Origin of the sequence: Cryobacterium sp. N22, assembly GCF_002929555.1 — a bacterium.
In the GTDB taxonomy this organism is placed as follows: domain Bacteria; phylum Actinomycetota; class Actinomycetes; order Actinomycetales; family Microbacteriaceae; genus Cryobacterium.
On sequence record NZ_PJJP01000039.1, the window covers coordinates 112,387 to 130,630 of the forward strand.

Annotated in this window: 12 protein-coding genes; all 12 read right to left on the reverse strand. The window is 66.5% G+C overall.

All coding sequences use genetic code 11. The features are described from left to right. Positions 1 to 3 precede the first annotated feature (3 nt). The gene (gap, locus tag CXY76_RS15960) at positions 4 to 1,008 is read right to left on the reverse strand and encodes a type I glyceraldehyde-3-phosphate dehydrogenase (RefSeq protein ID WP_104166280.1); all 1,005 of its coding nucleotides are present in this window, start codon (positions 1,006 to 1,008) and stop codon (positions 4 to 6) included. Positions 1,009 to 1,086: 78 nt separating this feature from the next. Beyond that, positions 1,087 to 1,713, reverse strand: a complete 627-nt coding sequence (locus CXY76_RS15965; RefSeq protein ID WP_104166282.1) for a superoxide dismutase — start codon at positions 1,711 to 1,713, stop codon at positions 1,087 to 1,089. Between the two features lie 158 nt (positions 1,714 to 1,871). Next, a complete protein-coding gene (gene whiA / locus CXY76_RS15970) occupies positions 1,872 to 2,852 on the reverse strand; it encodes a DNA-binding protein WhiA (protein ID WP_104166284.1) in 981 nt (326 codons plus the stop codon). A gap of 57 nt (positions 2,853 to 2,909) precedes the next feature. Beyond that, on the reverse strand, positions 2,910 to 3,785 hold the full coding sequence (gene rapZ / locus CXY76_RS15975) for an RNase adapter RapZ (RefSeq protein ID WP_104166286.1): 876 nt from the start codon (positions 3,783 to 3,785) through the stop codon (positions 2,910 to 2,912). A gap of 60 nt (positions 3,786 to 3,845) precedes the next feature. After that, a complete protein-coding gene (gene uvrC / locus CXY76_RS15980) occupies positions 3,846 to 5,801 on the reverse strand; it encodes an excinuclease ABC subunit UvrC (RefSeq protein WP_104166288.1) in 1,956 nt (651 codons plus the stop codon). Between the two features lie 13 nt (positions 5,802 to 5,814). Then, positions 5,815 to 8,685 (reverse strand): excinuclease ABC subunit UvrA, encoded by a 2,871-nt coding sequence (gene uvrA / locus CXY76_RS15985; RefSeq protein WP_104166290.1) that lies wholly within the window; start codon positions 8,683 to 8,685, stop codon positions 5,815 to 5,817. A gap of 59 nt (positions 8,686 to 8,744) precedes the next feature. Beyond that, on the reverse strand, positions 8,745 to 10,808 hold the full coding sequence (uvrB, locus tag CXY76_RS15990; protein WP_104166292.1) for an excinuclease ABC subunit UvrB: 2,064 nt from the start codon (positions 10,806 to 10,808) through the stop codon (positions 8,745 to 8,747). Between the two features lie 9 nt (positions 10,809 to 10,817). Next, complete coding sequence (gene coaE / locus CXY76_RS15995) at positions 10,818 to 11,462, reverse strand: dephospho-CoA kinase (protein WP_104166294.1); 645 nt, start codon at positions 11,460 to 11,462, stop codon at positions 10,818 to 10,820. 118 nt (positions 11,463 to 11,580) lie between these two features. Continuing rightward, positions 11,581 to 13,038 (reverse strand): 30S ribosomal protein S1, encoded by a 1,458-nt coding sequence (gene rpsA, locus CXY76_RS16000; protein WP_088456256.1) that lies wholly within the window; start codon positions 13,036 to 13,038, stop codon positions 11,581 to 11,583. Between the two features lie 168 nt (positions 13,039 to 13,206). Then, positions 13,207 to 13,806 (reverse strand): DUF4166 domain-containing protein, encoded by a 600-nt coding sequence (locus CXY76_RS16005; protein WP_104166296.1) that lies wholly within the window; start codon positions 13,804 to 13,806, stop codon positions 13,207 to 13,209. A gap of 10 nt (positions 13,807 to 13,816) precedes the next feature. Next, positions 13,817 to 15,493: a DUF885 domain-containing protein gene (locus CXY76_RS16010; protein ID WP_104166298.1), complete on the reverse strand. Its 1,677-nt coding sequence runs from the start codon at positions 15,491 to 15,493 to the stop codon at positions 13,817 to 13,819. Between the two features lie 26 nt (positions 15,494 to 15,519). Next, complete coding sequence (gene polA / locus CXY76_RS16015) at positions 15,520 to 18,186, reverse strand: DNA polymerase I (RefSeq protein ID WP_233199951.1); 2,667 nt, start codon at positions 18,184 to 18,186, stop codon at positions 15,520 to 15,522. Positions 18,187 to 18,244 lie beyond the last annotated feature (58 nt).

Sequence of the window (18,244 nt, forward strand, 5' to 3'; positions counted from 1 at the left end):
TAGTTAGAGACGCTCGGCGACGAACTCGGTGAGGTCAACCATGCGGTTGGAGTAGCCCCACTCGTTGTCGTACCAGGAGGACAGCTTGACCTGGTCGCCCAGGACGCGCAGCAGGCCGGCGTCGAAGATCGAGGAGTGCGGGTCGGTCACGATGTCGCTGGAGACGATCTCGTCCTCGGTGTACATCAGGATGCCCTTGAGGGGGCCCTCTGCTGCTGCCTTGTACGCGGCCTTGATGGCTTCGACGGTGACCGGCTTCTCGGCGATGACGGTCAGGTCGGTGATGGAACCGGTGGGCACGGGTACGCGCAGGGCGAAGCCGTCAAGCTTGCCGGCGAGCTCCGGGAGGACGATGCCCAGGGCCTTGGCGGCACCGGTCGAGGTCGGGATGATGTTGACGGCGGCGGCGCGGGCGCGACGCAGGTCGCTGTGCGGGCCATCCTGCAGGTTCTGGTCTGCGGTGTACGCGTGGATGGTGGTCATCAGGCCACTCTTGATGCCGAAGTTGTCGTTGAAGACCTTGGCGAGCGGTGCGAGGCAGTTCGTGGTGCAGGATGCGTTCGAGATGATGTCGAACTTCGCGGAGTCGTAGGTCTCCTCGTTGACGCCCATGACGATCGTCGCAACGTCGCCGGTGGCGGGAGCGGAGACGATGACCTTCTTGGCACCGGCGGTGATGTGCTTGCGCGCATCGTCGGCCTTGGTGAAGCGACCGGTCGACTCGATCACGATGTCGACGCCCAGGGCGCCCCAGGGGAGGTTGGCCGGGTCGCGCTCGGCGAGAACCTTGATCGGCTTGCCGTTGACGAGGATGGAGTCGCCCTCGACGGAGACGGTGGCGTCCAGACGGCCCGTGATGGAGTCGTATTTGAGGAGGTGCGCCAGGGTCTTGGTGTCGGTGAGGTCGTTCACGGCGACGATTTCGATGTCGCTGCCCTGGGCCAGTGCGGCGCGCAGGTAGTTGCGGCCAATGCGGCCAAATCCGTTAATGCCAATCTTTACAGACAAAATAGCTCCTGTTATTGATGACGCGTGTGGCGCCGGGTGGTGGGAAAGAAAAGAACTGAAGGTGTGAGTGGGGAGACGCTAGGAGAGCAGCAGGAGTCCGCTGGTCTTCTCACGGGCGGCGACGAATCGCGCCTGAACGTTCTCCCAGTCGACGATGTTCCAGAACGCCTTGACGTAGTCCGCCCGCACATTCTGGTAGTCGAGGTAGTAGGCGTGCTCCCAGACATCGAGCATGAGGATCGGCACCGTGCCGGCCGCGAAGTTGGCCTGCTGGTCGAAGAACTGCTGGATGATCAGGCGCTGCCCGATGGAGTCCCAGGCCAGCACGGACCAGCCGGAGCCCTGCACGCCCATCGCGGTGGCCGCGAAGTGCGCCTGGAACTTGTCGAAGGAACCGAAGAAGTCGTCGATCGCGCTGGCGAGTTCGCCGACCGGCTTGTCGCCACCGTTCGGCGACATGTTGGTCCAGAAGATCGAGTGGTTGACGTGACCGCCGAGGTTGAACGCGAGGTCCTTCTCGAGCTTGTTGACGTACACGAGACTGCCTGAGTCGCGAGCCTCCGCAAGCTGGGCGATGGCGGTGTTGGCGCCGGTCACGTACGCCTGGTGGTGCTTGCCATGGTGGAGTTCCATGATGGTGCCGCTGATACTCGGCGCGAGCGCAGAGTAGTCGTAAGCCAGTTCAGGCAGGGTGTATTCGGCCATAGCTCGTATCTCCTCATTGTGTGGCAGCACCGGGATTTCTCCCGTCGGCTGCACTGTAAGTGACCTTTTTAGTCTACTCAGGTGAATAGGGGACGTTAGTCCCCTCTTACCGGTGTGCAGGCCGCCCGCTGAGGGGTGGGCGGACAACCGGCAACCGATCAGACGTCGTCGAGATCGGCCGGCAGGTTCGCGTCGGTGCCGGGGATGCCCAGGTCGACGGCCTTCTTGTCGGCCATCGCCAGGAGGCGCCGGATCCGGCCGGCCACAGCGTCCTTGGTCATGGGCGGGTCGGCGTGGTGGCCGAGCTCGTCCAGGCTGGAGTCGCGGAAGGACAGGCGCAGCTCCCCCGCGTAGCGCAGGTGTTCGGGGATGTCCTCGCCGAGGATCTCCATGGCCCGGTCGACCCGTGCGCAGGCCGCGACCGCCGCCTGGGCGGAGCGGCGCAGGTTGGCGTCGTCGAAGTTCACCAGGCGGTTGGCCGTGGCGCGCACCTCGCGGCGTTGGCGCAGCGCTTCCCAGTTGAGCACGGTTTCCGCGGCGCCCATCTGCACGAGCATCGCGCCGATCGCGTCGCCATCACGGATGACGACGCGGTGTACGCCGCGTACCTCGCGGGCCTTCGCGACGATGCCGAGCCGCCCGGCGGCACCCACGATGGCCATGGCGGCCTCGTTGCCCGGGCAGACGACTTCGAGGGCGGCGGAGCGGCCCGGGTCGGTCAGCGACCCCGTCGCCAGGAAGGCGCCACGCCAGACCGCGGCGATCTCCTCCTTGGAGCCCGTCGTCAGGCGGTTGGGCAGCCCCCGGATGGGACGGCGGCGGGCGTCGAGCAGGCCCGTCTGCCTGGCCAGGGTTTCGCCGCCGTCGAGCACTCGCACGAGGTAGTGGTTGGTGCGGCGGAGCCCCGACGCGGTGATCACTGACACGTCGCTGCGCACGCCGTACAGTTCCGCGAGGTCCTTGCGCACGCGGCGGGCCAGCAGGGGGGTATCGAGTTCCGACTCGATGGCGATGCGACCGGAGATCATGTGCAGACCGCCGGAGAAACGCAGGATCGTCGCCAGTTCGGCCGCGCGAACCGTGGTCTTCGAAACCTCGACGCGGGCTAGTTCATCTTTGACGTCGATGGTGAGTGCCAATCGTCATTCCATTCTGTTGTTCGGGCAGGCCGTCACGCTGGACGGCACGCCGTGTCGTTATTCTCGTCCGAGGTCGCGGTGCTTGAGGCTCACCGCGACGCCGGGAAATTCTTGAAGCAGACCGGCGAGTTCCCTCGCCATGGCCACCGAGCGGTGCTTGCCGCCGGTGCATCCGATGGCGATGGTGGCATGTCGCTTGTTCTCGCGCTGGTAACCGGCGAGTACCGGTCGGACGGCGGCCGCGTAGCTGGTGATGAACTCACGCGCGCCGTCCTGGCCGAGCACGTACTCGCTGACCTCGGGGTCGAGGCCGGTGTGCGAGCGAAGCTCGGGGATCCAAAATGGATTGGGCAGGAACCTGGCGTCGGCGACCATGTCGACGTCGGTGGGCAGCCCGTACTTGAACCCGAAACTCATCACCGTCAGGTGCAGCCCGGCCGCGTTCTCCGCGGCGAAACGCTCGGTGATCGTGGTGGCGAGCTGGTGGATGTTGAGATCTGACGTGTCGATGACGATGTCGCAGGATTCACGCACGACGGCCAGCCGGGTGCGCTCGGCCGAGATGCCGTCCAGGATCGTTCCCTCGCCCTGCAGCGGGTGGGGGCGCCGAACCGCCTCGAATCGGCGAACCAGCACATCGTCGCGCGCTTCGAGGAAGATGACCCGGACCTGGGTGCCGCTTCGCAACGCCTGGACGAGTTCCTGGAAGTCGCCGAAGAAGTCCCGGCCACGGATGTCGACGACGGCCGCGATCTTGGGCAGGCTGGTGCCGGCCCGTCCGACGAGCTCAACGAGGGGGCGGAGCATCTGCGGCGGCAGGTTGTCGACCACGTACCAGCCGAGATCCTCCAGCGCGTTCGCAACGGTCGATCGTCCGGCGCCGGACATGCCGGTAACGATCAGCATTTCCTGCTTTTCGGTTTCCGTGCTCATGCTGGATTACGCCTTCGGTCGAAGTTAGTGAATGTCTAGCCTACCGACCGGGGGGCAGCTTCAGGCGCGCAGGTGCCGGTGGATGCCCTCGGCGAGGGCCGGTCCGATGCCCCGGATCTCGGCGATCGAGTCGACTGACGCCTCCCGCAGCCGCGTGACCGACCCGAAGTGCACCAGCAGCACCTTGATGCGGGCGGGCCCCAACCCGGGAATTTCTCCGAGGATCGTGTTGATGTCACGCTTCCGCCGTGCGCGCTGGTGCGTGATGGCGAAGCGGTGCGCCTCATCGCGGATGCGTTGGATAAGGAACAGGGCGTCGCTGTTGCGCGGCAGGATCACCGGGTATTCGGAATCTGGCAGCCAGATTTCTTCCAGCCGTTTGGCGATGCCGCACAGGGTGATGCCCTGAACTCCGGACTCGCGCAGCGCGCGGGCCGCGGCCGCGACCTGCGGTTGACCGCCGTCCACGATGAGCAGGTTCGGTTGGTAGCGGAATTTCGCCCGTTTCGCGGCGGGATCCGCCTCGTCGGCGGGCTGGTCAGCACCGGAGGCTTCCTCGATGGACAGGCCGTCGAGCGGGTTGGCCGGCACCGCGATAACGCCACCCTTCGGCAGAGCGTCCGGGGTGGCGTCGTCGGGAACCAGGTAGGCCAGCCGCCGGGTGAGCACCCGGTAGAGCGAATCGGTGTCGTCTGTCGACTCCGGAACGCCGAACCTGCGGTACTCGTCCTTGCGGGGCAGCCCGTCTTCGAAGACCACCATCGACGCCACGATGTTGGTGCCGCCGAGGTGGGACACGTCGTAGCATTCCATCCGGAGCGGGGCGGATTCCATGCCCAGTGCCTCCTGAAGGTCTTCCAGGGCCTTCGACCTGGCGACGAAGTCGGAACTGCGCCGGGTCTTGTAGAGCATCAGCGCCTGTTTGGCGTTCTGAGTGGCCGTGGCCAGCAGGGCGGCCTTCTCGCCCCGCTGGGCGGCGACGAGCCGCACCTTGCGGTGGGCGATCTCCCCCAGCCAGCCCTCGAGGGCGTCGGCGTCGTCCGGCAGCTCCGGCAGCACGATTTCCCGGGGCGGTACGGCGTCCCCGGTGTAGGCGGTCTGCATGATCGAGTCGATCAGTTCGCTGATGTTCAGGTCGAGTTCCTTGTCGACGACCCAGCCGCGTACACCGCGGATGCGCCCGCCGCGCACGATGAACAGCTGCACGGCCGCGGCGAGTTCGTCCTGTTCGATCGCGAACAGGTCGATGTCCACGTTGTCGCGCAGCACCACGGCGCTCTTCTCCAGCACGGCGTTGAGCGCCTTCACCTGGTCCCGGCGGCGGGCGGCCGTCTCGTAGTCCTGGGCGAGGGCGGCGTCCTTCATCTGGGCCGTGAGGCTGTTGATGAGCTTGCGATCCTGGCTGCCCATGAAGCTCACGAACTCGTTCACGATCGTGCGGTGTTCCTCGATGCTGACCTTGCCGGAGCACGGGCCGAAGCACCGGCCGATCTGGCCGGCGAAGCAGGGCTTGCCTGACTGCATGGCGCGCTTGTAGTTGGCGTTGTTGCAGGTGCGGATCGGGAAGGCCTTGAGCATCAGGTCGATGGTCTCGTGCACCGCCCACACCTTGGGGTACGGCCCGAAGTAGCGGGCACCCTTGATGCCCTCGGTGCGAGTCACGAGTGCGCGGGGCGCCTCGTCCGCCAGGGTCACCGCGAGGTACGGGTATGACTTGTCGTCCTTGAACTGCACGTTGAACGGCGGGTCGAATTCGTTGATCCAGGTCCACTCGAGCTGGAGCGCCTCGATCTCGGTGCCCACGGTCGTCCATTCGACGCTGGTCGCCGTCGTCACCATTCGCCGGGTGCGTTCGTGCAGGCTACTCAGCGGCGCGAAGTAGTTACTCAGCCGCGCACGCAGGTTCTTGGCTTTGCCGACGTACAGCACCCGGTGGGAGGCATCACGAAACCGGTAGACACCGGGTTCGGTGGGGATCTCCCCGGGCTTGGGGCGATAGCTCAGAGCGTCAGACATGTTCCTCCTGCGCCTACCGTGCGGCGAGGACCTCCTTCAGGAATGTTCCGGTGTGGCTCTTCTTCACGGCAGCGACGTGCTCCGGGGTGCCGGTGGCGAGCACCTTGCCGCCGCCGGAACCACCCTCGGGGCCCAGGTCGATGACCCAGTCGGCCGACTTGATCACGTCGAGATTGTGCTCGATGACGATGACGGTGTTGCCCTTGTCGACGAGGCTGTTCAGTACCAGCAGGAGCTTACGCACGTCTTCGAAGTGCAGGCCGGTGGTTGGCTCGTCGAGAACGTACACGCTGCGGCCGTTGGAGCGGCGCTGGAGCTCGGTGGCCAGCTTGACCCGCTGGGCCTCGCCGCCGGAGAGCGTCGTCGCGCTCTGACCCAGGCGCACGTAGCCGAGGCCCACTTCGACGAGGGTCTTGAGGAACCGGTGGATCGCCGAGATCGGTTCGAAGAACTCCGCGGCCTCGCTGATCGGCATGTCCAGGACCTCGGCGATGCTCTTGCCCTTGTAGTGCACGGTGAGGGTGTCGCGGTTGTACCGTGCTCCCCCACAGACCTCGCAGGCCACGTACACGTCGGGCAGGAAGTTCATCTCGATCTTGATGGTGCCGTCGCCGGAGCAGGCTTCACAGCGGCCGCCCTTGACGTTGAAGCTGAACCTACCGGGCAGGTATCCGCGGGCCTTGGCCTCCATGGTCTCGGCGAACAGGTTGCGGATCTTGTCGAACACGCCGGTGTAGGTGGCCGGGTTCGAGCGTGGGGTGCGTCCGATCGGGGCCTGGTCGACGTGGATCACCTTGTCGAGCTGTTCGAGACCGGTGACCTTGGTGTGCCGGCCGGGCAGCTTCCGTGCGCCGTTGAGCCGGTTGGCGAGGACCCTGTACAGCACGTCGTTGACGAGGGATGACTTGCCGGACCCGCTGACACCGGTGACGGCGGTGAAGACGCCCAGCGGGAACTTGACCGTGACCTTCCTGAGGTTGTTCGCCTCGGCACCCACCACGGTGATCTCACGCTCGGGGTCGAGCGGCCGACGCGTCGCCGGGGTCGCGATCGACTTGCGGCCGGAGAGGTAGTCGGCGGTGAGGGACTTCGTGTTGGTGAGCAGGTCGGCGTAGGACCCCGAGTGCACGACGTGGCCGCCGTTGACTCCGGCGCCCGGTCCGATGTCGACGACCCAGTCGGCGGTCTTGATGGTGTCCTCGTCGTGTTCCACGACGATGAGGGTGTTGCCCAGGTCGCGGAGGGCCACCAGCGTCTCGATCAGGCGCCGGTTGTCGCGCTGGTGCAGCCCGATGCTGGGCTCGTCCAGGACGTAGAGCACCCCGGTCAGTCCTGAACCGATCTGGGTGGCCAGGCGGATGCGCTGGGCTTCGCCGCCGGAGAGGGTCGCGGCCGCACGGGCCAGGCTGAGGTAGTTCAGGCCCACCCGGAGCAGGAAGTCCAGGCGCACCTTGATCTCGCGCAGCACCTGCGCGGCGATGGTCTTCTCACGCTCGGTGAGTTCGAGCTTGTCCATGAAGTCCCGGGCATCGGCGAGGCTGAGCCGGCAGATGTCGGCGATGCTCATGTCGTGGACGAGCACGGCGAGCACCTCGGGCTTGAGCCGGGTGCCGTCGCAGACGGGGCAGGCCACCTCGCGCAGGTATTCCCCCCAGCGCTGGCGCTGGGTGTCGGTTTCGGCCTGCAGGAATTGGCGCTCGATGTAGGGCACGACGCCCTCGAAACCCGAGGTGTAGCTCATCTCCCGGCCGTAACGGTTCTTCCACTTGACCTTGACCTCGAAGTTGTCGCCGCGCATGACCGCGGTGCGCACCTCGGCGGGGAGCTTCTTCCACGGGGTGTCGAGCGAGAACTTGAGGTCGCGGGCAAGCCCGTCCAGGAGCTTCTCGTAGTACTGGAAGAGGCCCTTGCCCTGGGTGGTCCACGGCAGCACCACACCCTCGGAGATGCTCAGGTCATGGTCGCCGAGGAGCAGGTCCTCGTCCACCGACATGCGGGTGCCCAGGCCGGAGCATTCGGGGCAGGCGCCGAACGGCGCGTTGAACGAGAAGGTGCGCGGTTCGATCTCGGTGAGCTGCACGGGGTGGTTGTTCGGGCAGGAGAGCTTCTCGGAATAGCTCTGCCAGGCCTCGTCGCCGGTGAGGTCGACGAAGTTGATCTGCACGAGTCCGTCGGTGAGCTTGAGCGCCGTCTCCAGGGAGTCGGTCAGCCGGCTGAGCAGGTCGGGGCCGGCGACGAGCCGGTCGACGACCACGGAGATGTCGTGCTTGAGCTGCTTCTTCAGCGTGGGCGGTTCGGTCAGCTGGATCTGGGTGCCGTCGACCATTGCCCGGGAGTATCCGCCGGCGGCGAGCTCCTTGAACAGGTCGACGAACTCGCCCTTCTTCTGCGACACGAGCGGGCTCAGGATCTGGTAGCGCACGCCGGTTTCCAGCTCCATGAGCTGATCGGCGATCTGCTGCACGGTCTGCGACTGGATGACCTCACCGCAGACGGCGCAGTGCGGCACACCGATACGCGCCCAGAGCAGGCGCATGTAGTCGTAGATCTCGGTGATGGTGCCCACTGTGGACCGTGGGTTGCGGTTGGTGGATTTCTGGTCGATCGACACGGCGGGGCTGAGTCCCTCGATGAAGTCGACGTCGGGCCGGTCGACCTGCCCGAGGAACTGACGCGCGTACGCCGAGAGGGATTCGACGTAGCGCCGTTGGCCCTCCGCGAAGATCGTATCGAAGGCGAGCGATGACTTGCCCGACCCCGATAGACCTGTGAACACCACGAGCGAATCGCGGGGAATGTCGAGGTTGACGTTGTGCAAATTGTGCACACGTGCACCACGGACGCTGAGTTGAGAGCCCTGCTCTACCTTGGAAATTGACACCATTCGAGTCTATGCAGTGCCACCGACACTGCAGTGCCACCAGCGGCCCCGGCAGCGACCGTCTAGGTGAGGTGGCCGGCCTTCTCCATCTGGCGCAGCTCTCGCTTGAGCTCGGAGACCTCGTCGCGCAGCCGTCCGGCCAACTCGAACTTGAGCTCGCCGGCGGCCTCGAGCATCTGGGCGTTGAGGTCGGCGATGATCGATTCGAGATCGTTCGCACCGTTCGCGGCCAGGCCCTGGCGCATCGACGGGGTGGGGCTGCGGCGCCGGGCGTCGCGGCCGGCCAGCAGCTCCGCGGTGTCGGCCTCCTCGCGGGCGAGCACGTCGGTGATGTCGGCGATGCGTTTGCGCAGTGGCGTGGGATCGATGCCGTTCACGGTGTTGTACTCCACCTGCTTCTCCCGGCGCCGGTCGGTCTCGTCGATGGCCCGTGCCATCGAGTCGGTGATCCGGTCGGCGTACATGTGCACCTCGCCGGATACGTTGCGGGCGGCGCGACCGATGGTCTGGATCAGCGAGGTCGACGAGCGCAAGAACCCTTCCTTGTCGGCGTCGAGGATGGCCACCAGGGACACCTCGGGCAGGTCAAGGCCCTCCCTGAGCAGGTTGATGCCCACGAGCACGTCGTACAGGCCCTGGCGCAGCTCGGTGAGCAGCTCCACCCGGCGCAGGGTGTCGACATCCGAGTGCAGGTAGCGCACCCGCACACCGGCCTCGGTGAGGAAGTCGGTGAGCTCCTCGGCCATCTTCTTGGTCAGGGTGGTCACCAGCACCCTCTCATTGAGCTCGACGCGCAGCCGGATCTGCTCGAGCAGGTCGTCGATCTGGCCGGCCGAGGGCTTGACGACGATCTGCGGGTCGATCAGCCCGGTCGGGCGGATGATCTGCTCGACGATGCCGTCGGCGATGCCCATCTCGTACTTGCCGGGGGTCGCGGAGAGGTAGACGGTCTGGCCGACCCGGCCCTTGAACTCGTTCCACTTGAGCGGGCGGTTGTCCAGCGCGCTGGGCAACCGGAATCCGTGCTCCACCAGGGTGCGCTTACGTGAGGAGTCGCCCTCGAACATGGCGCCGATCTGCGGCACCGTCACGTGGGACTCATCGATGACCACGAGGAAGTCGTCGGGGAAGTAGTCGAGCAGGCAGTGCCCGGGCTCCCCCGCGCTTCTCCCGTCGATGTGCCGGGAGTAGTTTTCGATGCCGGAGCAGAAGCCGATCTGTTCCATCATCTCCAGGTCGAAGGTGGTCCGCATCCGCAGGCGTTGTGCTTCCAGCAGCTTGCCTTCGCGTTCCAACTGCTCGAGCCGCTCGGCCAGTTCCTCCTTGATCGTCACCATGGCCCGCTGCATGACGTCGGTGCTGGCCACGTAGTGGGAGCCGGGGAACACCGATACGGCGTCGAGCTTCCGCACGACATCGCCGGTGAGCGGGTGCAGGCTGTAGAGCGCCTCGATCTCGTCACCGAACATCTCGATGCGGATGGCGAGCTCTTCGTACATCGGGATGATCTCGATGGTGTCGCCGCGCACCCTGAAGTGGCCGCGGGAGAAGTCGACGTCGTTGCGCTGGTACTGCATGGCCACGAACTTGCGGATCAGCCAGTCCCGGTTGACCTTCTGGCCCACCTGGAGCGCCACCATGGCTTCCAGGTACCCCTCGGGGGTGCCCAGGCCGTAGATGCACGACACCGTGGAGACGACGATGACGTCGCGCCGGCTGAGCAGCGAGTTGGTGGTGGAGTGCCGGAGTCGTTCGACTTCCTCGTTGATCGAGGAGTCCTTCTCGATGAAGGTGTCGGTCTGGGGCACGTAGGCCTCTGGCTGGTAGTAGTCGTAGTACGACACGAAGTACTCGACGGCGTTGTTGGGCATCAGTTCGCGGAACTCGTTCACGAGTTGTGCGGCCAGGGTCTTGTTGTGCGCGAGCACCAGGGTGGGGCGCTGCACCTGCTCGATCAGCCACGCGGTGGTCGCGGACTTGCCAGTTCCGGTGGCGCCGAGCAGCACGATGTCGGTCTCACCGGCGTTGATCCGGCCGGTGAGTTCGGCGATGGCGCCGGGCTGGTCGCCGCTGGGCGTGTACTCGCTCACGACCTCGAAGGGATGAACGGCGCGGGTAGGTTCCATGCTTCCAGTCTAAGGAGCGCCACCGACACCGGAGTCGGAGTGGGCCGGCCGGTGGTGCGCTCGCAGCTGTGAGTCCCACAGCCGGTCCACCTGGGCCAGGGTGTCGTCGAGGGAACCCATCGAGTCGATCACGACGTCGGCGACGGCGAGTCGGTCGGCGTCACCGGCCTGCGCGCTGATGCGGCTGCGGGCGTCCGCCTCCGGCATGCCCCGCAACTCGACCATGCGGCGAACCCGGGTCTCGGCTTCGGCGTGGACGACGACGATCAGGTCGAAGGGGTGGCCGACGGACGCCTCGACCAACAGGGGGACGTCGTAGACGACGACCGCGTCGGGGTCGGCCAGCTCGGCGGCGGCGATGGCCGCGCTGGAGAGCGCCCGCACGGCGGGGTGGACCACGTTGTTGAGCACGCTGAGGGCGGTGGGGTTGCCGAACACTATCGAGCCCAGGCGGGCACGGTTGAGGCTGCCGTCTTCGGCGATGACCTCGGGGCCGAAGATGTCAGCGATGTGCGCCAGAGCATCGGTGCCCGGCGCCACGGCGGCCCTGGCGAGTTGGTCGGCGTCGATCACCAGGGCTCCGTGCTCGGCGAATCGCTTCGCCACGGTGCTCTTACCCGATGCGATCCCGCCGGTCAGTCCAATCAAGTACACCGCCCCATGCTAACGGAGGGGCGCTGCTTAACCGGAACAGGCCGGACCCCGAAGGGTCCGGCCTGTTCTAGTTGTTGCCTGCTTCTAGTTGTTGCCAGCTTCTAGTTGTTGCCAGCTTCTAGTTGTTGCTGGACAGCTTCTCGCGCAGTGCGGCAAGCGCCTCGTCGTCGGCGAGGGTGCCGGCTCCGGCAGCCTCACTGGTGAACGAGTTGCCGGCTGCGGACGCGACATCGCCGGGGGCGATGATCTCGTCGTTCGCGGATGCGACCTGCTTCTTGTGGGCTTCCCAGCGAGCCTGGGCTGCAGCGTAGTCCTGCTCCCACTTCTCGCGCTGGGAATCGAAGCCTTCGCGCCACTCGTTGGTCTCCGGGTCGAAGCCCTCGGGGTACTTGTAGTTGCCCTGGTCGTCGTACTCGGTGAGCATTCCGTAGAGTGCCGGGTCGAACTCGGTGCCCTCGGGGTCGACACCATCGTTGGCCTGCTTGAGGCTCAGCGAGATGCGGCGACGCTCCAGGTCGATGTCGATGACCTTGACGAACACCTCGTCGCCGACAGAGACAACCTGCTCGGCGAGTTCGACGTGCTTGCCGGACAGCTCGGAGATGTGGACCAGGCCCTCGATGCCCTCTGCAACGCGAACGAACGCGCCGAAGGGGACGAGCTTGGTGACCTTACCCGGTGCAACCTGGCCGATGGCGTGGGTGCGGGCGAAGACCTGCCACGGGTCTTCCTGCGTGGCCTTGAGCGACAGGGAAACGCGCTCGCGGTCCAGGTCGACCTCGAGGATCTCGACGGTGACTTCCTGACCGACCTCGACGACCTCGCTGGCGTGCTCGATGTGCTTCCAGCTGAGCTCGGAGACGTGAACCAGGCCGTCAACGCCACCCAGGTCGACGAACGCACCGAAGTTGACGATCGACGAGACGACGCCCTTGCGGACCTGTCCCTTCTGGAGGTTGTTGAGGAACGTGGTGCGGCTCTCGGACTGCGTCTGCTCGAGCAGGGCGCGGCGCGACAGGACGACGTTGTTGCGGTTCTTGTCGAGTTCGAGGATCTTGGCCTCGATCTCCTGGCCCAGGTACGGGGTCAGGTCGCGAACACGGCGGAGCTCGATGAGCGATGCCGGCAGGAAGCCGCGCAGGCCGATGTCGACGATGAGCCCGCCCTTGACGACCTCAATGACCGAACCGGTGACGACTCCGTCGGATTCCTTGATCTTCTCGACGTCGCCCCATGCACGCTCGTACTGAGCGCGCTTCTTCGACAGGATGAGACGGCCTTCTTTGTCTTCCTTCTGAAGAACGAGTGCCTCGACCAGGTCGCCGACCTTGACGACCTCAGAGGGGTCGACGTCGTGCTTGATGGAGAGCTCGCGGGAGGGGATGACACCCTCGGTCTTGTAGCCGACGTCGAGGAGAACCTCGTCGCGGTCGATCTTCACAACGGTGCCCTCGATGAGGTCGCCGTCGTTGAAGAATTTCAGAGTCTTTTCGACCGCGGCAAGGAAGTCTTCAGCAGATCCGATGTCGTTGATGGCGACCTGCTTGGGTGCCCGTTCGGTCGTTGCGATTGTCATGTAGTAGTTGCTCCAGGATGGACATATTCGGGCCAGAAGGGAAGGTCGTGCGATACGTATTCAAGATCCGCGACTGGCAGCGGCTAATTCGTCACAAGCGTGACAGTAAAGCTTAGCTGTTTCGGGCGGGCACCGGCAACCCGTTCGTGGCGACGACGGAGGGCCATTTCACCCTTCTTCGATCGAGTACCGGAACGACCCGGAGTATTCGTACACGGTGCCGACCAGCGGCAGCGTGACGGTGACCTGCACGTGTTGCCTCGTGTCGCCGTCGTCGAAGCGTTCCGTCAGGTGCACGCGGGGCGCGCACAGCCGTGGAACCGGCACCCGGTGACCGGCGAGGTGCACGAATACCCCAGTGGAATCCAGGTGCAGGGCACCGTCGACGATGCGGGCGTCAAGGCGGGTTTCCAGGCGTCCACTCCGACCGAGGCGGTCGGCGAGGCCGCCGGCATCCGCACCGATGGCATCGATCATGTCGCGGGACCCGGCCGGGAATTCGAAGCGACGCACAGCATCCACCCGGTCGGGTCCCGGCCGGTTCACGACCAGGAATGGCACGTCGTGTTCCCAGACCGGGAACAGCACGCCGTCGCGGGCCAGCAGCGCCAGAACCGGCCACAGCCAGCGCCGCGGGGTGCCGACCCTGTCGAAGGTCCCCCGGCCCAGGCCGTGCCGCCCGGCCGGGATGGCCGCGAAGTAGGCGCGAAGCTGCGGGTACAGTCCCGTCAGGTCACCACCGAGGGCGACCTCGTACGGCGACGGCATGGGCACCGGGTTAGTTCTGCAGCGCCGATTCGAGGGTGTCGAGGCCGACCCCGCCGAGGTCGAGGGCACGGCGGTGGAACTCCTTGATGCTGAAGGCGGTTCCCTCGCGGACCTGGGCGTCGTCGCGCAGCTGTTCCCAGATGCGCTGGCCCACCTTGTACGAGGGCGCCTGGCCGGGCCAGCCCAGGTACCGGTTCACCTCGAACTTCACGAAGCCCTCGTTCATGTTCACGTTCCTGGCCAGGAAGTCGAAGGCGTAGTCCGCGGTCCAGGTCTGCGACCCGTCCGGCACCTTCTTGCCCAGGTGCACCCCGATGTCGAGCACGACCCTGGCGGCGCGCATCCGCTGCCCGTCGAGCATGCCGAGCCTGTCGGCGGGGTCGTCCAGGTAGCCCAGCTGTTCCATCAGCCGTTCGGCGTAGAGCGCCCAGCCCTCCGCGTGGCCCGACGTGCCGGCCAGCTGGCGGCGCCAGGTGTTGAGGGACGCCCGGTTGTAGACCGCCTGGCCGATCTGCAGGTGATGACCGGGGATTCCCTCGTGGTAGACCGTGGTGAGTTCTCGCCAGGTGTCGAATTCGGTGACACCGGCGGGCACCGACCACCACATGCGGCCGGGGCGGGAGAAGTCATCGGTGGGTCCGGTGTAGTAGATGCCGCCCTCCTGGGTGGGGGCGATCATGCACTCCAGGCGGCGGATCTCCTCGGGGATGTCGAACTGGGTTGCGCCGAGTTCGGCGACGGCCCTGTCGCTGGTCTCCTGCATCCAGCGCTGCAGGGCGTCGGTGCCGTGCAGCTTCCGGGCCGGGTCGGTGTCGAGGAAGGCGATCGCCTCGAGCACGGTGGCTCCGGGCTTGATCTGCCTGGCCACGCTCTCCTGTTCCTCGGTCATGCGGGCCAGTTCCGCGATGCCCCACTCGTACGTCTCGTCGAGGTCGATGGTGGCGCCGAGGAAGTGCCGCGACCTCAACGCGTAGAGCTCCCGGCCGACGGCATCCTGCTCGGTGGCACGTGGCGCGAGCTCGTCGGCGAGGAACGTCGCCAGCCGCTCGTAGGCGGTAGCTGCCGCGTGGGCCCCGGCACCGAGGTCGGTGGCCAGGGAGGCCGGCAGGGAACCGTTTTCGAGGCCGGCCTCGGCGACGAAGTGGTTGAAGAACCCGTCGTTGGCGGCGTTGCGCCTGGCCTGGCCGAGCACCTCTCGCACCTGCCGGCGGGCCGGCGTGATGCCCTGGTCGATGCCCAGTCGCAGGGTCTCGATGTAGCCGGTGATGGCCGCAGGCACGGCGCCCAGGCGCGCGGAGATGTTGCGCCAGTCCTCGACAGTGTCGGTGGGCATGAGGTCGAAGACCTCGCGGATGCCCTGCGCGGGTGAGGCGATGACGTTGAGGTCGCGCAGTTGCAGGCCGGCGTCGGAACTCTCCAGGTCCAGCGCGAGGGTGCTGCGCAGGTCGGCGTGGGTGACCCTGTCCACGTCGTCGACCGGGACCGTGTCGTCGAGAAGCCGGATGGTGTCTGTCGCGGCCCGTACGTACGCCGCGTGTCCGTCCGGCGAGTAGTCCGCGAAACCCGATCCGTCGGCAGACCGGCCGATATAGGTGCCCACGGTGGGATCGAGCGACACCATGGTGTCGACCCACCCCTCGGCGATCTGGTCGACGGGGGTGGGTGTCCGGCCTTCGTTCAGAGTCATCCCCCGAGCCTAGGACATGGTCCAGGTCAGTGCGCTGCGGCGTCCCAGTTGGCTCCGCGGCCCACCTGCACGTCCAGTGGCACCAGGAGATCGGCCGCGGACTCCATCCGCTGGGTGACCACGTGCTGCAGGGCGTCCCACTCCCCCGGCGCCACCTCGAAGATCAGTTCGTCGTGCACCTGCAGCATCATGCGGCTCTGCAGGTCCTGCTCGCGCAGGTCCTCGGCGATGTTGTTCATCGCGATCTTCATCAGGTCGGCGGCCGAGCCCTGGATGGGTGCGTTCAGCGCGGCCCGTTCGGCGTTGTCCCGCAGCACCCGGTTGGGGCTGTTCAGTTCGGGGAACGGTCGGCGCCGGCCGAAGATCGTCGTGGTGTACCCGTCGACCTTGGCCTGCTCGACCACCCGGCGCAGGTAGTCGCGTACGGCGCCGAACCTGGCGAAGTAGTCATTGATGAGCTGTTTGGCCTCGCGCGATTCGATGCGCAGCTGCTTGGACAGGCCGAAGGCGCTGAGCCCGTAGGCGAGGCCGTACGACATGGCCTTGACCTTGTTGCGCATCTCTCCGGTCACGTCTTCAGGCGCGACGCCGAAGACCCTGGCGCCGACGAATCGGTGCAGGTCTTCGCCGGCGTTGAACGCCTCGATCAGGCCGGCGTCCTCGGAGAGGTGCGCCATGATGCGCATCTCGATCTGCGAGTAGTCGGCGGTGAGGAGGCTCTCGGAGCCGGACCCGGCGTGGAACGCGGCCCGGATGCGGCGGCCTTCCTCGGTGCGGACGGGGATGTTCTGCAGGTTCGGGTCGGTGGAGGAGATCCGGCCGGTGGCGGTGCCGATCTGCACATAGGTGGTGTGGATGCGGCCGGTGTCGTCGATGGCCCTGTCCAGGGTTTCCACGATCTGGCGCAGCTTGGTGGCGTCCCGGTGCTTCAGGAGCAGGTCGAGGAACGGGTGCGGGTTGCTGGCCTGCAGGTCGGCGAGGGCGCCGGCATCCGTGGTGAAGCCGGTCTTGTTGGCCCGGGTGCGGGGCATGCCCAGCTGGTCGAAGAGCACCTCCTGAAGCTGCTTGGGCGAACCGAGATTGACCTCGCGGCCGATCTGGGCGTAGGCGCCGGCCGCGAGCTCCGCGGCGGTGTCGCCCAGCTGCACCGACAGCGCGGCGAGTTCGGTGTGGTTGACCGCCACGCCGGCCAGCTCCATGCCGGCCAGCGTCATCAGGGTGGGCATCTCGATGTCGGTCAGCACGGTCCGTGAACCCTCGTCGAGCAGGGCGGCCAGGGTCGCGGCGAGCCGCACCGTGTACCAGGAGTCAACGGCGACGCCGCCGGCGACGCTCTCATCCGGCACCAGCTGGTTGGGGTCGACGACGGGCAGCGTCTCGTCGAGGTAACGCTTGACGAGGTCGGCCAGGGTCTTGTCCGGGCCGCCCGGGCGCAGCAGCCAACCGGCCACGAGGGTGTCGATGGCCAATCCGTTCAGGACCAGGCCGGCTCGGGTGAGGGCCTTGACCTGCGGCTTGGCGTCGTGCATGACCTTGGGGCCGGGGCCGGCCAGCCATTCCTCAAGCGGCAGGTAGTCGGCCCGGCCGGGCTGCCAGGCCACCGTCGCGGTCTCGGTGGCTGTGGCCAGGCCGAATCCGATGGGCAGGCCGTTGAGGAGCTCCACGGTGACGGAGAGGGCGGTGCCGCTCGTGGTCACCCGGTCCAACCAGGTGGCGAGTTCCTCGTCGAGCAGTTCGCGCTGCACCGGAGCCTTCGCCGCCGCGGGGACCTCGGCGACCGGGGCAGCCGCGACAGTCGCATCACCGGTGGCGGTCCCGTTGCCGTTGCCGTTGCCCTCGAGCTTGATCACCCGGTCCAGCAGGGTGCGGAACTCCAGGCGGCCGAAGACCTCGCGCACGGCGTCCTCGTCGATCGGTCCGCGCACCAGGTCGCGCAGCTCGACGGGCAGGTCGAGGTCGGTGACCAGCCGGTTGAGCCGGCGGTTGCGAATCGCGTTGTCCTTTTGTTCGCGCAGGTTGGCGCCGACCACGCCGGTGATCTCGTCGGCGTGCTCGAGGATCGCGTCGAGGCTACCGAACCGCTCCAGCCACTTCACGGCGGTCTTCTCGCCGACCTTGCTGATGCCGATCAGGTTGTCGCTGGTCTCGCCGACGAGCGCGGCGATGTCCGGGTACTGTTCGGGGGCGATGCCGTACTTCTCGCGCACCTTGGCCGGGTCGTACCTGGTGAGAGCCGACACACCCTGGCTGGCCGGGTAGAGCAGGGTGACGGTCTCGTTGACCAGTTGGATGGTATCCCGGTCGCCAGACACCACGTATACGTCATAGCCCTCGGCGGTGCCACGCACCGAGAGGGTCGCGAGGATGTCGTCGGCCTCGTAGTCGTCCTTGGTCAGGGTCGTGATGTTCAGCGCCTTGAGCGCCTCCTGGAGCAGGGGAACCTGGCCCTTGAACTCCGACGGGGTGATCGCCCTGGTGCCCTTGTACTCCGGGTAGTCGCGGGTGCGGAACGAGTACCGCGAGATGTCGAACGCCACGGCGATGTGGCTCGGATTCTCGGTGCGGAGCAGGCTCAGCAGCATCGACAGGAAACCGTGGATGGCGTTGGTGTGCTGCCCGTCCCGGGTTTGGAAACTGTCAATGGGGAGGGCATGAAAGGCCCGGTAGGCCAGCGAGTGGCCATCGATGATCATCAGGGTAGGCTTTTTTGATTCCGACACAGTCCCAGCCTACAAGCCGCCTCCGGTGGGG